This is a genomic window from Streptomyces sp. NPDC039462, from assembly GCF_055639375.1.
The window spans coordinates 322,080-334,720 of sequence record NZ_JBVKAO010000005.1 but is presented as its reverse complement, the minus strand read 5'-3'; the positions used below and the strand labels follow the sequence as shown (position 1 = coordinate 334,720).

General features: G+C 72.4%; 11 protein-coding genes. 6 read left to right on the top strand and 5 right to left on the bottom strand.

What is annotated here, in order from left to right; translation table 11 throughout:
• Positions 1–16: 16 nt before the first annotated feature.
• Entirely contained in the window at positions 17–1,018 is a 1,002-nt protein-coding gene (locus ACZ7LU_RS27260) for an ArsR/SmtB family transcription factor (protein ID WP_471918271.1), read from the bottom strand.
• 55 nt (positions 1,019–1,073) lie between these two features.
• Between ACZ7LU_RS27260 and ACZ7LU_RS27255 the strand changes: the two genes are divergently transcribed.
• The 3 genes from ACZ7LU_RS27255 (at position 1,074) to ACZ7LU_RS27245 (ending at position 4,130) form a co-directional block, all read left to right on the top strand.
• The gene (locus ACZ7LU_RS27255) at positions 1,074–2,357 is read left to right on the top strand and encodes an MFS transporter (protein ID WP_471918270.1); all 1,284 of its coding nucleotides are present in this window, start codon (positions 1,074–1,076) and stop codon (positions 2,355–2,357) included.
• A gap of 346 nt (positions 2,358–2,703) precedes the next feature.
• Positions 2,704–3,177, top strand: coding sequence for a carboxymuconolactone decarboxylase family protein (locus ACZ7LU_RS27250; protein WP_398311278.1), 474 nt, complete (start codon positions 2,704–2,706; stop codon positions 3,175–3,177).
• Positions 3,178–3,197: 20 nt separating this feature from the next.
• Positions 3,198–4,130, top strand: coding sequence for an RNA polymerase sigma-70 factor (locus ACZ7LU_RS27245; protein WP_471918269.1), 933 nt, complete (start codon positions 3,198–3,200; stop codon positions 4,128–4,130).
• Between the two features lie 35 nt (positions 4,131–4,165).
• On the opposite strand, the gene ACZ7LU_RS27240 is transcribed toward ACZ7LU_RS27245, so the two are convergent.
• Positions 4,166–4,573 carry a DUF5997 family protein gene (locus ACZ7LU_RS27240; RefSeq protein WP_468092403.1) on the bottom strand — a complete coding sequence of 136 codons (408 nt, stop codon included), beginning with the start codon at positions 4,571–4,573 and terminating at the stop codon, positions 4,166–4,168.
• 57 nt (positions 4,574–4,630) lie between these two features.
• Between ACZ7LU_RS27240 and ACZ7LU_RS27235 the strand changes: the two genes are divergently transcribed.
• On the top strand, positions 4,631–5,386 hold the full coding sequence (locus tag ACZ7LU_RS27235) for a LysR substrate-binding domain-containing protein (protein WP_471918268.1): 756 nt from the start codon (positions 4,631–4,633) through the stop codon (positions 5,384–5,386).
• 86 nt (positions 5,387–5,472) lie between these two features.
• Here ACZ7LU_RS27235 and ACZ7LU_RS27230 read toward each other — a convergent pair whose 3' ends face one another.
• Entirely contained in the window at positions 5,473–7,692 is a 2,220-nt protein-coding gene (locus ACZ7LU_RS27230) for an NADP-dependent isocitrate dehydrogenase (RefSeq protein ID WP_471918267.1), read from the bottom strand.
• Positions 7,693–7,852: 160 nt separating this feature from the next.
• On the opposite strand from ACZ7LU_RS27230, the gene ACZ7LU_RS27225 reads away from it, so the two are divergent.
• Together ACZ7LU_RS27225 and ACZ7LU_RS27220 are read left to right on the top strand one after the other, a co-directional pair.
• Positions 7,853–8,449 carry a TetR/AcrR family transcriptional regulator gene (locus ACZ7LU_RS27225; RefSeq protein WP_471918266.1) on the top strand — a complete coding sequence of 199 codons (597 nt, stop codon included), beginning with the start codon at positions 7,853–7,855 and terminating at the stop codon, positions 8,447–8,449.
• A 95-nt stretch (positions 8,450–8,544) separates the two neighbouring features.
• Positions 8,545–9,984 carry an MFS transporter gene (locus ACZ7LU_RS27220; RefSeq protein WP_471918367.1) on the top strand — a complete coding sequence of 480 codons (1,440 nt, stop codon included), beginning with the start codon at positions 8,545–8,547 and terminating at the stop codon, positions 9,982–9,984.
• On the opposite strand, the gene ACZ7LU_RS27215 is transcribed toward ACZ7LU_RS27220, so the two are convergent.
• Positions 9,887–11,098, bottom strand: a complete 1,212-nt coding sequence (locus tag ACZ7LU_RS27215) for a serine hydrolase domain-containing protein (protein WP_471918265.1) — start codon at positions 11,096–11,098, stop codon at positions 9,887–9,889. The two genes, ACZ7LU_RS27220 and ACZ7LU_RS27215, sit on opposite strands and share 98 nt — an antisense overlap.
• Positions 11,095–12,600, bottom strand: a complete 1,506-nt coding sequence (locus tag ACZ7LU_RS27210; protein WP_471918264.1) for an alpha/beta hydrolase — start codon at positions 12,598–12,600, stop codon at positions 11,095–11,097. The genes ACZ7LU_RS27215 and ACZ7LU_RS27210 overlap by 4 nt, the downstream gene beginning before the upstream one ends.
• Positions 12,601–12,641 lie beyond the last annotated feature (41 nt).

Below are 12,641 nucleotides of genomic sequence, written 5' to 3'. Positions count from 1 at the left end.
ACGTTCCGTCGCAGTTTTATGCAATGCCGGGTGAGTCCGCCCCTGCCGCCTCCGTCACTGTCTGGCCGGCTTGGGTGCGTGCGTACAGGACCTGCCTGCCCGCGCGGTGGGCGCTGACCAGTCCGGCGTTGCGCAGGGCTGTGAGGTGCTGGGAGGTGCCGCCGGGGGTCAGGCCGGTGCGGCGGGCGAGTTCGGTGGTGGACGCGGGGGCGGTCAGCTCGGCCAGGATCAGCGCGCGGGAGCGGCCGAGCACCCCCGCCAGGGCGTCGGGGCCGGTCGCGGGCCGGGGGTGCCAGAGCGTGCCGACGGCTCGGGGCGGATAGCGCAACGACGGCTGCCACGGTTCCTTGAGCACGGAGAAGACGCGCGGCCAGACGAAGGCGGAGGGCACCAGCAGCAGGCCCCGGCCGTCGAGCCGACGCGCTCCGCGCACGGTGCGGTGTTCCAGGTGCAGGGTGCCTTGAGCCCAGCTGACCTGCGGGTCGAGGTCGGTGAACAGGTGCTGCGCGCCGGCGGCGACCAGGCGGCCCGCGCGGTAGCGGATGTCGTCCTCCAGCAGGGTGAGGATGCGCGACCAGTACGGGGCCAGCGCCAGCTCCCAGTACGCCTCGATCACCTCTGCCAGCCGTGCGAGTTCGGCGGCCGGATTGCCGCGCAGCGCCGCCAGCCGGGTCTGTGGCACCCCGGCCGTGGTGTGCAGCAGCGCCGGCGGCATGGCCCGCACCGTGGCCAGCTCGATCTCCAGCGACGGCAGCGGTGTCGTGGGCGGCGGGCAGATGAACCCCGGGACGAGGCCGGCCCAGGGCGAGCGCTCGGGCATCGGGACGAGGTCGAACAGCGGGCTCAGGTCGAGGCCGGCCGACGCGAGCCGCGGGCGTACCTGATCCGACCAGGTGCGGTGCAGTCCGTGTGTGTCGGCGCCCTTGAGCACCCGGACGCTTGCCACCACCTCCCACAGCGGGGAGATCGCGAAGCGGGTGCGGGCCACGTCTTCCATGGCGAATTCGATCTCGATCATTTAGCTCAGACTAAATCTCTGGGGAGAGCCGCGCGTGTCCCGCAGCGTACGCCGCATGACCGAAGCCCCTGATTCCCCGTGGCGCGTGGGCGCCTTCCGTACGCTCTTCGCCGCAAGCGCCCTCAGCCACCTCGGCAGCAACGTCGGCTATGTGGCGATACCGCTGCTCGCCGTCACCGCGCTCGACGCCGGCCCCGGCCAGGTCGGCGCGCTGGCCGCGCTGTCCACCGCAGCCTTCCTGCTCATCGGACTGCCCGCGGGCGCGTGGGTGGACCGCCTGCCCGGGCGCCGTCTGCTGGTGGCCGCCGACGCCGTTCGCGCGGTGTTGCTCGCCTCGATCCCGGTCGCCTGGTGGCTGGGTGTGCTCTCGCTGCCGCAGCTGTACGCGGTGGTGCTGCTGACCGGCTGTGCCACCGTCTTCTTCGACGTCGGCTCGCAGAGCGTCCTACCCGAACTGGTCGGACGCGAGCGCCTGGTGCCGGCGAACGCCGCCATCGTCAGCCTGATGGCCGGCGCCAACATCGCCGGCCGCGGCGCCGGTGGCTTCATGGTCCAACTCCTCACGGCACCTCTGGCGATTCTCGGCGGCGCCCTCGCCTACCTCGCCTCCGCGTGCGGCCTCACCGGTATCGCCCGCCACCACGCTCGCACCGAGCCCTCGACCGTCAGGCGCCGGCTGCGAACCGAGATCAGCGAAGGACTGCGCCATGTCTTCGGCACCCGGGAGCTGCGGCCCCTGGCGCTCACCGCGGCCCTCGCCAACCTCGGCGCACAGATGATCAACGCCATGCTGCCGGTGCTGTTCACCCGCGAACTGCACCTGCCCGCCGGAGCACTCGGCCTGTACTGGGCAGCCGGCGGCCTGGGCATCCTGCTCGGCGCCCGCCTCGCCCGCCCCCTCGCCGCCCGCCTCGGCCACGGCCGCACCCTGGCCCTGGCCGGACTGTGGTGCGCACCCGCCGCACTGGCCGTCGCACTGGTCGACACCGGCCTGTGGCTGTGGGTGGCCGGCGCCGGGTGGCTGGTCGCCATGACCAAGACGGGCATCGACAACGTCCTCGGCGTCACCCTGCGCCAGCACCTGACTCCGGACCCGCTGCTCGGCCGCATGAACGCCACCTTCCGCTTCGTGCTCACCGGCGCCCTGGCCGTCGGCTCCGCCCTCGCCGGCCTCATCGGTGAGGCCGCGAACGTACGCATCGTCGTATGGGCAGGCGCGGTGTGCCTGGCCTGCGCCTTCCTGCCGGTCTTCTGCTCCCCCGTCCGCGCGCTCCGAGAGTTGCCGGCAACTCCGGTGGCGCCCCACCGGGCATCAGCGACGTCCCCCACCGAAGCGTGAACCCCGCGCCGTCCGCGCGCCCATCAGGGTGTCCCGCTGTCCGGGGGGGGGGCAGTGCAGGGGGCCGGGCGGGGTTCTCGCTCAGCAGGGGGAACAGCCGGGTCACCGCGGCGACGGGCATGGCCCCGACGCCCGGCCGCCGGTTCGGATCGCCGTAGGGCGTCGGCAAGGAGCGTAGGGCGGAGGCGAGTTCGGCCATCTCCGCCGGCAGCCGGCAACACCGAAGCCGAGTTCGGGAGCCCGGAACTCTCCCGGTGGAGACGCACGTCACACCCGGCCGTGTCACAGGGCGCGGTGCTGTCTCGTCTCGGGGTTGCAGGTCACCGACGATCCCGAGGAGCCCACCATGGACGCGCGACTGAACTACATGACCCAGCCCAAGGCCGGCAAGGCGATCAAGCACTTCCTCGCCGGTGTGCAGACGCTCCAGGATTCGACGCTGCCGGCGGCCACCCGGGAGCTGGTGGCGCTCCGGATCAGCCAGATCAACGGCTGCGCGGGCTGCACCGACATGCACACCAAGGACGCCGCCGCGGCGGGCGAGACCGCGGTGCGGCTGCACCTCGTGGCGACGTGGCGGGAGGCCACGGTCTACACCGAAGCCGAGCGTGCCGCGCTGGAGCTGGCGGAGGAGGGGACCCGGGTCGCCGACGCGGCCGGCGGGGTGAGCGACGAGGTGTGGGCGCGGGCCGCCGAGCACTTCGACGAGGAGGAGCTCACCGCCCTGGTGGTGTACATCTCCTTCATGAACATGGTGAACCGGCTGAACGTCATCAGCCGGCAGCCTGCGGGCGACTACGTGCCCGGGCAGGTTCACTGACGTCAAGACGAGGGGTCGACGTGAGCAAGGTCGAGGAGTTCGAGGAGCTGCGGTCGCTGCTGTTCTCGATCGCCTACCGGATTCTCGGCAGCGTGACCGAGGCGGAGGACGCGGTCCAGGAGACGTGGCTGCGCTTCGACGCCACGACGACCCTGCCCACGTCGACGAAGGCCTTTCTGTCGGCCGCGGTGACACGGATCTCGATCGACGTGCTGCGTTCCGCGCGGGTACGGCGCGAGCAGTACGTCGGCCCGTGGTTCCCCGAGCCGCTGCTGAACGATCCGTATCAGGATCCGGCGCGGTCGGTGGAGCTGGCCGAATCGGTGTCGGTGGCGGCGCTTCTGCTGCTGGAGCGCCTCAGCCCGCTGGAGCGGGCCGTGTTCGTGCTGCGGGAGGTGTTCGGCTTCGGCTTCGACGAGGTCGCCGCGGCGGTGGAGCGGTCCGAGGCGGCGTGCCGGCAGCTCCTTGTGCGGGCCCGGCGGCACATGGAGGCGGGCCGGCCGCGCTTCCGGGCGGCCCGCGAGGAGCGGGAGGAACTGGCGTCGCGGTTCTTCGACGCCCTCAGCGAAGGGGACGTCACCGGCCTGCGGAAGCTGCTCGCCGCCGACGTGACGATGGTCGGCGACGGCGGCGGCAAGGGCCCGCAGCTGTCCAGGACCGTGGCCGGCACCGAGAAGGTCGCGCAGCTGCTCGCCGTCAGCTTCCCGGCGCTGATGTCGATCGGCGTGACGTTGGAGACGCGGGAGCTGAACGGCGGGCCCGGAGCGGTCTTCCGCGACCAGGACGGGAAGGTGCTCAACACGCTGGCGCTCGAAGTGGCCGACGGACGGATCCGGGCGATCCGCCTGATCATCAACCCCGACAAGCTCGGGCACCTGGGTCCCGTGGCGGACGTCTGGGCCGTCGACCGCGAGACGCGGCACGCCATGCGGGCCGTGAGGCGGCCGCTCTGATCCACCGCCCCAGCCGTCCGGGCCAGTCGTCCGGGCTAGTCGTCCGCGCGGGCCGCGCGCTTCTCCGCCTGCTCCGCCTGCTTCTCCTTGATGCGCACCGTCTCCTTGCGCACCTCGGCCTGCACGGCGCGCTCCTGGCGCAGCCAGCTGGGCTGCTCCTCCTTCAGCGCGTCGATCTGCTCCGTGGTGAGCGCCTCGGTCACTCCGCCGCGCGCGAGACCGGCGATGGAGACGCCGAGCTTGGCGGCGACCACGGGGCGGGGGTGCGGGCCGTTGCGCCGCAGTTCCTGGAGCCACTCGGGCGGGTCGGCCTGCAGCGCGTTCAGCTCGCTGCGCGAGACGACACCCTCCTGGAACTCGGCGGGCGTGGCCTGGAGGTACACACCCAGCTTCTTCGCCGCGGTCGCGGGCTTCATGGTCTGGGTGGTCTGGTGCGACGTCATGGGACCAGGGTATCGAGCATGTGCGCTACTCCTGACCACGCCGGGTAGCCTGGCGAGGTGACAGGCTCGGAAGTACCCCCGTCGTTCCGGCTCGCCTACGTTCCCGGAGTGACGCCCGCCAAATGGGTGCGCATCTGGCACGAGCGACTGCCCGACATCCCGCTGGCCCTCCTCCCGGTGGCCGCCGCCGAGGCGCCCGACGTGCTGCGCGCGGGCGGCGCCGACGCCGGTTTCGTACGGCTCCCCATCGACCGCACGGACCTCAGCGCGATCCCCCTCTACACCGAGACGACGGTCGTCGTGGTCCCCAAGGACCACGTCGTGGCGGCGGTCGAGGAGGTGTCCCCCGACGATCTCGCCGACGAGGTGGTGTTCCACCCGCTCGACGAGACCCTGGAGTGGGAGACCCGGCCCGGCCTGCCCGCGTACGAGCGTCCGGCGACGACCTCGGACGCCGTGGACCTGGTCGCGGCGGGCGTGGGCCTCCTCGTCGTACCGCAGTCGCTGGCCCGTCTGCACCACCGCAAGGACCTCACCTACCGCACGGTGACGGGCGCCCCCGAGTCGCGCGTCGCCCTGTCGTGGCCGGAGGCCGAGACCACGCCCGACCTCGTCGAGGACTTCATCGGGATCGTCCGGGGCCGTACGGTCAACAGCTCCCGGGGCCGTACGCAGGCCCCCGAGCAGCCCAAGGCCAAGGGCAAGCCGAGGACTCCGGCCAAGCCCTCCGCCAAGAAGGCCGCACAGGCCAAGCGGGGCGGTGCGGCCCGGCCCAAGCCCGCCAAGCGCGGCAAGCCCCGGCGCCGCTCGTAGCGTTCACGCAGCTGAAGGAGGGGCCTCCCGCCACGTGGCGGGAGGCCCCTCCTTCACTTACTGCGTGCAATGACCGCGTGCGAGCGTCAGCTCAGGGTCGACAGCGCCTGGTTGAGCGTCGCGGACGGGCGCATGACCGCGGAGGCCTTGGCCGCGTCGGGCTGGTAGTAGCCGCCGATGTCGGCCGGGGAGCCCTGCACCGCGATGAGCTCGTCGACGATGGTCTGCTCCTGCTCGGCCAGCGTCTTGGCCAGCGCCGCGAACGCCTCGGCGAGCTGCGTGTCCTCGGTCTGCTTGGCCAGCTCCTGCGCCCAGTACAGGGCGAGGTAGAAGTGGCTGCCGCGGTTGTCGATGCCACCGAGGCGACGGCTCGGCGACTTGTCGTTCTCCAGGAACGTGGCGGTGGCACGGTCCAGGGTGTCGGCGAGGATCTGCGCGCGGGCGTTGCCCGTGGTGGTGGCGAGGTGCTCGAAGCTCACCGCGAGGGCGAGGAACTCACCGAGGCTGTCCCAGCGCAGGTAGTTCTCCTTGACCAGCTGCTGGACGTGCTTCGGGGCGGAGCCGCCGGCGCCCGTCTCGAAGAGGCCGCCGCCGTTCATCAGCGGGACGACCGACAGCATCTTGGCGCTGGTGCCCAGCTCCAGGATCGGGAACAGGTCGGTGAGGTAGTCGCGCAGCACGTTGCCGGTGACGGAGATGGTGTCCTCGCCGCGGCGGATGCGCTCCAGGGAGAACGCGGTGGCCTCGACCGGGGACATGATGCGGATGTCCAGGCCCTCGGTGTCGTGGTCGGCGAGGTACTGCCGCACCTTGCCGATGAGCACGGCGTCGTGGGCGCGGGTCTCGTCCAGCCAGAAGACGGCGGGGGTGCCAGTGGCGCGGGCGCGGGTGACGGCGAGCTTCACCCAGTCCTGGACCGGGGCGTCCTTGGTCTGGCACATGCGGAAGATGTCGCCGGCGGCGACGGTCTGCTCCAGGACGACGTTGCCCGCGGTGTCGACGACGCGCACGGTGCCCGTGGTCGGGACCTCGAAGGTCTTGTCGTGGCTGCCGTACTCCTCGGCCTTCTGCGCCATCAGGCCGACGTTCGGGACGGAGCCCATCGTGGCCGGGTCGAAGGCGCCGTTGGCGCGGCAGTCGTCGATGACGACCTGGTAGATGCCCGCGTAGCTGCTGTCGGGGAGGACCGCGAGGGTGTCGTGCTCCTCGCCGTCCGGGCCCCACATGTGGCCGGAGGTGCGGATCATGGCCGGCATGGAGGCGTCGACGATGACGTCGCTGGGGACGTGCAGGTTGGTGATGCCCTTGTCGGAGTCGACCATGGCGAGCTCGGGGCCCTCGGCCAGCTCGGCCTCGAAGGACGCCTTGATCTTGTCGCCCTCGGGCAGCGACTCCAGGCCCTTGAAGATGCCGCCCAGGCCGTCGTTCGGCGTCAGGCCGGCGGCGGCGAGGGTCTCGCCGTGCGCGGCGAAGGTCTTCGGGAAGAAGGCGCGGACCACGTGGCCGAAGACGATCGGGTCGGAGACCTTCATCATCGTGGCCTTGAGGTGCACGGAGAAGAGCACGCCCTGCGACTTGGCGCGGGCGACCTGCTGCTTCAGGAACTCGCGGAGCGCCGCGACGCGCATCACGGAGGCGTCGACGACCTCGCCCGCGAGGACCGGTACGGACTCGCGCAGGACAGTGGTGGAGCCGTCGTCGCCGACGAGCTCGATGCGCAGCGAACCGGCCTCGGTGATGACCGCGGACTTCTCGGTCGAGCGGAAGTCGTTCTCGCCCATGGTGGCGACGTTCGTCTTCGAGTCGGCCGTCCAGGCACCCATGCGGTGCGGGTGGGCCTTGGCGTAGTTCTTGACCGACGCGGGGGCGCGGCGGTCGGAGTTGCCCTCGCGCAGGACCGGGTTGACGGCGCTGCCCTTGACCTTGTCGTAGCGGGCGCGGATGTCGCGCTCCTCGTCGGTCTTCGGGTCGTCCGGGTAGTCCGGGAGCGCGTAGCCCTGGCCCTGCAGCTCGGCGATCGCGGCCTTCAGCTGCGGGATCGAGGCCGAGATGTTGGGCAGCTTGATGATGTTCGCGCCGGGCGTCTTGGCCAGCTCGCCGAGCTCGGCGAGGGCGTCGGAGATGCGCTGGCTCTCCTCGAGACGCTCCGGGAAGCTCGCGATGATGCGCCCCGCGAGCGAGATGTCGCGGGTCTCCACGCCGACACCGGCCGTCGAGGCGTAGGCCTGGACCACCGGCAAGAACGAATGGGTCGCCAGGGCCGGGGCCTCGTCAGTGTGGGTGTAGATGATGGTCGAGTCAGTCACCGGGTGCTCCGCTCCGCGTCTGCAACATTGCTCGACATCAAGATATCTCCTACCTCCCCCCTGAAGGACAGGGCCTAGGGGCCCGATCTCTGTAGACACCGTCTACATCCAGGCGGCCGTTCGGTAGACAGTGTCTACCGATACGTAGTAGACACTGTCTATGGCCGAACAGACTGAGCAGGAGACCGGGCTGCGAGCCCGGCTGGTCGACGTGGGCGTCGAGCTGGTGGCGACGCGAGGCGTGCAGGCGCTGTCGCTGCGGGAGATCGCGCGCGGGGCGGGGGTCTCGCACGGTGCGCCCCGGCGGTACTTCCCCACGCATGTGTCGCTGCTGTCCGCGATCGCGCGGCGGGGCTTCGAGGAGCTGGCGGCCGATGCGGCGCGGGCTCTGACGGACGGGGCAGACCAGGACGCGCGGACGCGGCTGAAGGCGCTGAGCCGCGCCTACCTCGGGTTCGCCGCCGCCCACCGCGGGATGTTCGAGCTGATGTTCCGCCACGACCTGCTGGAGAGCAACCAGCTCGGCCTGCGCGAGACCAGCCTGCCCCTCTTCGAGACCCTGGCCGGACTCGTCGCCGAGGCCCGCCCCGCCACCGGCGCGGGAGCACGGGTCGTCGCGGGCGCGCTTTGGGCGAATCTGCACGGCATCGCCCAGCTGTGGGGATGGGGCAGCCTGCGCCTCGCCACGGGCGCCGAGGACGTGGAGGCGCTGCTCGACGCGGCGCTGGAGGCGCATCTCGGACCGGAGGAGGCGTGACGACCGCCACGGAGACGCAGGCGGGGCCACCCGCGACGCCCGCGCCGTCGACGGGTCGGCGGCACCTCACCCTCGCCTGCAGCGTCGTCGGCGCGATGGTCGTCGCGCTGGACGGCACGGCGCTGACGGTCGTCCAGCCCGCACTGCAACGCGATCTGGACGCCTCGTTCGCACAGGTCCAGTGGACGAGCACCGGTTATCTGATCGCCGTGGCGAGCCTGCTCGTCTTCGCCGGGCGGCTCGGCGACCGGTACGGGCACCGGCGGGTCTTCGCCGTCGGGACACTCGGCTTCGCCGCCGCGTCGGCGGGGGTCGGCCTCGCGTCCGGCGTCGGCTGGGTGATCGCGCTACGCGTCGCCCAAGGGGTCTTCGGGGCGTTGCTGCAGCCTGCGACGCTCGGCATGCTGCGGGCCGCGTTCCCTGCGGACCGGCTCGGGATGCCGATCGCGTTGAGGACGAGCGCGATCGGTCTCTCGGCGGCGGCCGGTCCGGTGCTGGGCGGCGCGCTCGCCACCCAGCTGGGCTGGCGCTCCGTGTTCTTCCTCAGCGTGGTGCCCGCGCTCCTGATCGGCGTACTGGCGCTGGCGGTACGCGTCCCGACGGCGCGGGACGGGGGCGGCGCACCCGCACCCGGGCTCGACCTGCCGGGTGCCGGGCTCCTCGCGGTGGCGCTGGCCTGTCTCGTGCACGCGCTGGTCGCCGTGCCGGATCAGGGCTGGACGGCGGCGACGGCGGCGGGGCTCCTGGCGGCGGTCGTCGCGGGCGGCGCGTTCGTCCGGCACGAACGGCGTGCGGCGAGCCCGCTGGTGCCGCCCCGCCTGCTCGGTGCCGCCGCGGTCGGCCCCGCGCTCGGCATTCTCGTCGCGGCGTCCGCGGCGATGTTCGGTGCGCTCTTCGTCGGGACGTACTTCCTCCAGGACGTGCTGGGGCTCGACCCGCTGCACAGTGCGCTGAGGGCGCTGCCGCTCGCCGTGATGATGGTGGTGGGCGCGCCGCTCGCCGCCGTGCTGCTGCGGCGGCAGGGGCCGCGGCGGACGGTCACGGCGGCGATGGCGGTGCTCGCCCTCGGCGTACTGGCCCTGTCCCGGCTGGACAGGTCGTCGGGGCCGCTCGCGACCGGCGTCGCGTTCACCCTCGTGGGGGCCGGATTCGGCACGGTGATGGTGGCCGCGACGGCCGTCGTCGTACGCCATGCCCCGGTGGCCGACGCCGGTGTGGCCGGCGGCCTCCAGCAGACGGCGATGAACGTGGGCCCCACCGTGGGCATCGCCGCGGCGACCACCCTGATGACAGCCCTCACCTCCCCCACGGACCGCCCGCAGGGGCATGACCCCCACTGGCCCGACGACGCGTTCCTCTCCGCGATGACCCCGACGCTGACGGTCCTGGCGGCGGTGGCGGCACTCGGCGCGCTGGCGGCGACACGGCTGCCGGGTGCTACGAACCGCCCCCGCGCCGCAACGCCGAGTCGACCATCCGGAGCGTCGCGCGCGCCTGCGCCTCGTTCGCCCGGGCGTCGTCGAGACGCAGGGTGAAGGCCGCGCTGGTCACGGCCGTGGCGCCGTCCGAGGTCACGCCGCACTCGCTGACGCAGCCGAGGCTGGTCCCGCCGTGGAACCAGACGCCGTCCGCGCGCCCGGCGACGGGACGCCAGGCGATGCCCAGGCCGTAGCGGACCCCGTCGGCCGGGACCCAGTCCCGCACCGGCACGGTCCTCTTCATCGCCGCGAGCTGCGCCGGGCGCAGCAGCCGCCCGCCGAGCAGGGCGCGCAGGAAGACGCCGTGGTCGTGGGTGGTGGAGATGAGGCAGCCGTCCGCTCCCCCACCGAAGCCGAGGGTGGTCTCCGTGGGGCGGGTCTCCTGCGGGAAGTACGTGTAGCCGGTGGCCGTCGGCCGCGGCACGTACGGAGAGGTACCGGGGGTGAAGGTGGCGCGCAGACCGAGCGGTTCGATGATCCGCTCGTGGACCTCCTGAGCCCAGGGGTGTCCGGTGACCGCCTCGACGACCATCCCGGCGACGACGTAGTTGGTGTTGGAGTACGACCAGCGCCGCTCCCCGGCCGGGTCGTCGGCGTCGGGCAGCCACCGCGGTGGCGTGCTCAGGGCCACCGTCAGCTGCTCCTTCGGCGACTGGGAACGGAAGCGGTTGCGCCGGTAGGCGTCCGGGGTGAAGTCGCCGCTGTCCGCGGTGATGTAGTCGTTGAGTCCGCTGGTCTGCCGCAGCAGGTTGGTGACGGTGATCCGGCGGCCGTCGTTGCCGTGGCCGCGGATCGTGCCGGGCAGCCACCGCTCGACGGTGTCGGTGAGCCTCAGCCGCCCTTCGCCGACGAGCTGGAGGACGACGGTCGCAGTGAACGTCTTGGTGTCGCTGCCGATGCGGTAGTACGCGTCCTCGGGTACGGGGCCTTTCCCGCCGAGGTCGGCGACGCCCGCGCGAGCGGTGGTGTGGCCGTGCGCGCTCTGCACCTCGGCGATGACACCAGTCACGCCGGTCGCGTGGATCGCGTCGACGCCACGCTGGAGGGTGCTCCTGCGCGAGGCGGGCGCGGAGGGCGCGGAGGGCGCGGCGTCGGCGGCCGTTCCGGACGCTCCCGTGAACAGTGCCGCCGCGGTGGCCACGAGGCCGGTGCGCCTGCTGATCTCCGTCATCGGGTCCTCTCCGCCTTCCGGTCGGTCTTCGTGCAGGTGATGTCCGTGGCGGGCAGTTCGCCGTCGCGCAGGTAGGTGTTGACGGCCTCGTCGGCGCAGGGGACGGGGGTGAGGCCGTCGGTGCCGCGCCCGTAGACGCCGTGCGAGCGGATGTCGGCCGTCACGAGGCGGGATCCGGTGAGCTTCTCGTGCAGGGCGAGAGCGCCTTCGTACGGGACGTTGTTGTCGTGGCGGGCCTGCAGCAGCAGGGCGGGCACGTCGTTGCCGATCTTCGTGCCGGGTTCGCGGGGCTCGCTCCCCCAGAACGCGCACGGGGCGATCATTCCGTTGACGTACGGCCCGAAGACCGGCTGGGTGGCGCGGCTGCGCTGCATGTTCTTCCAGTACGTCGCCGGGTTCTCGGGCCAGCCGCCCGCGGGCCAGCCCCCGTCGCCGCACATGAAGATCGCGCCGCCCACCATGCTGTCCGCAAGGCCGGGCGAGGAGAGGAGTTCCAGGAGCCCGCCGAGCGCGGGGCCCGGCTCGACCTCTTCGCCCGCCGCGGCCTTCTTCAAGTCGGCCACGACGGCCTCCAGTTGAGGGTCGTACTCCTCGTGCTGGACGAGCTGCTTGAAGATCATCCGCAGGAGCGGCGCGGTCAGGCGCAGCCCCTTGACGGCGATGGGGCGCCGCTCGGCCCGCCCCAGCAACTTACGGACATCCGCGCGTACTTGGCCCCGCAGCGCGGCTTCCGCAGGAGCCCCCGACCGCTGGAACAGTTCGTACTGCGTGGCCGCCGGGTCGGTCGAGGAGTCCAGGACGATCCGGTCGGCCCGGCGCGGGAACAGCTGGGTGTAGACAGCGCCCAGGTCGGCTCCGTACGAGATGCCGTAGTACGACAGCGTGGGCTCGCCGAGCGCCGCCCGGACGGCGTCCATGTCGCGTGCGACGTTCCTGGTCGAGGCGTGCGGGAGCAGTTCGGCGTTGTCGCCGTGCTCCTGGCAGCGGCGCGCGGTGTCGCGTGCGGACCGCACCGAGTCCTCGAAGTCGCGGCGCGGGGTCGTGGTCTCGGGGGGCGGGGCGGGCCGCGGGGCCTCGCCGCAGGTGATCGGGGTGCTCTCACCGAGGAAGCGGGGGTCGAAGCCGATCAGGTCGTAGCGGTCCGCCACGTCCTTCAGCGCGGGCCGCAGTGCGAGGGTGTTGGCGAGGCCCGTGCCGCCCGGTCCGCCCGGGTTGGAGAGCAGGATGCCGCGTCGCTCACCCGGCGACTTCGCCTTGACGCGCGAGATGGCGATCTTGATGGTGCGGCCGCCGGGATCGGCGTGGTCCAGCGGCACGGTCACCTTCGCGCACTGCGCGCCCGCCTCGATCAGCTCCTTCTGGTCCGCCGGGCAGCGGCCCCAACTGAGGGTCTGACGTGGCTTCTTCGGGTCCCCGTCCCCGGGCGGGGCCGCGGCGGCCACTCCGCTCGCGAGTAACCCGACGAGTCCCAGACCCGCGGTGACTGCTGACGCGACGCGCATCGTGCTCCTTGGATGTGGTTCGGAAGGGGGCGACCTGGTTC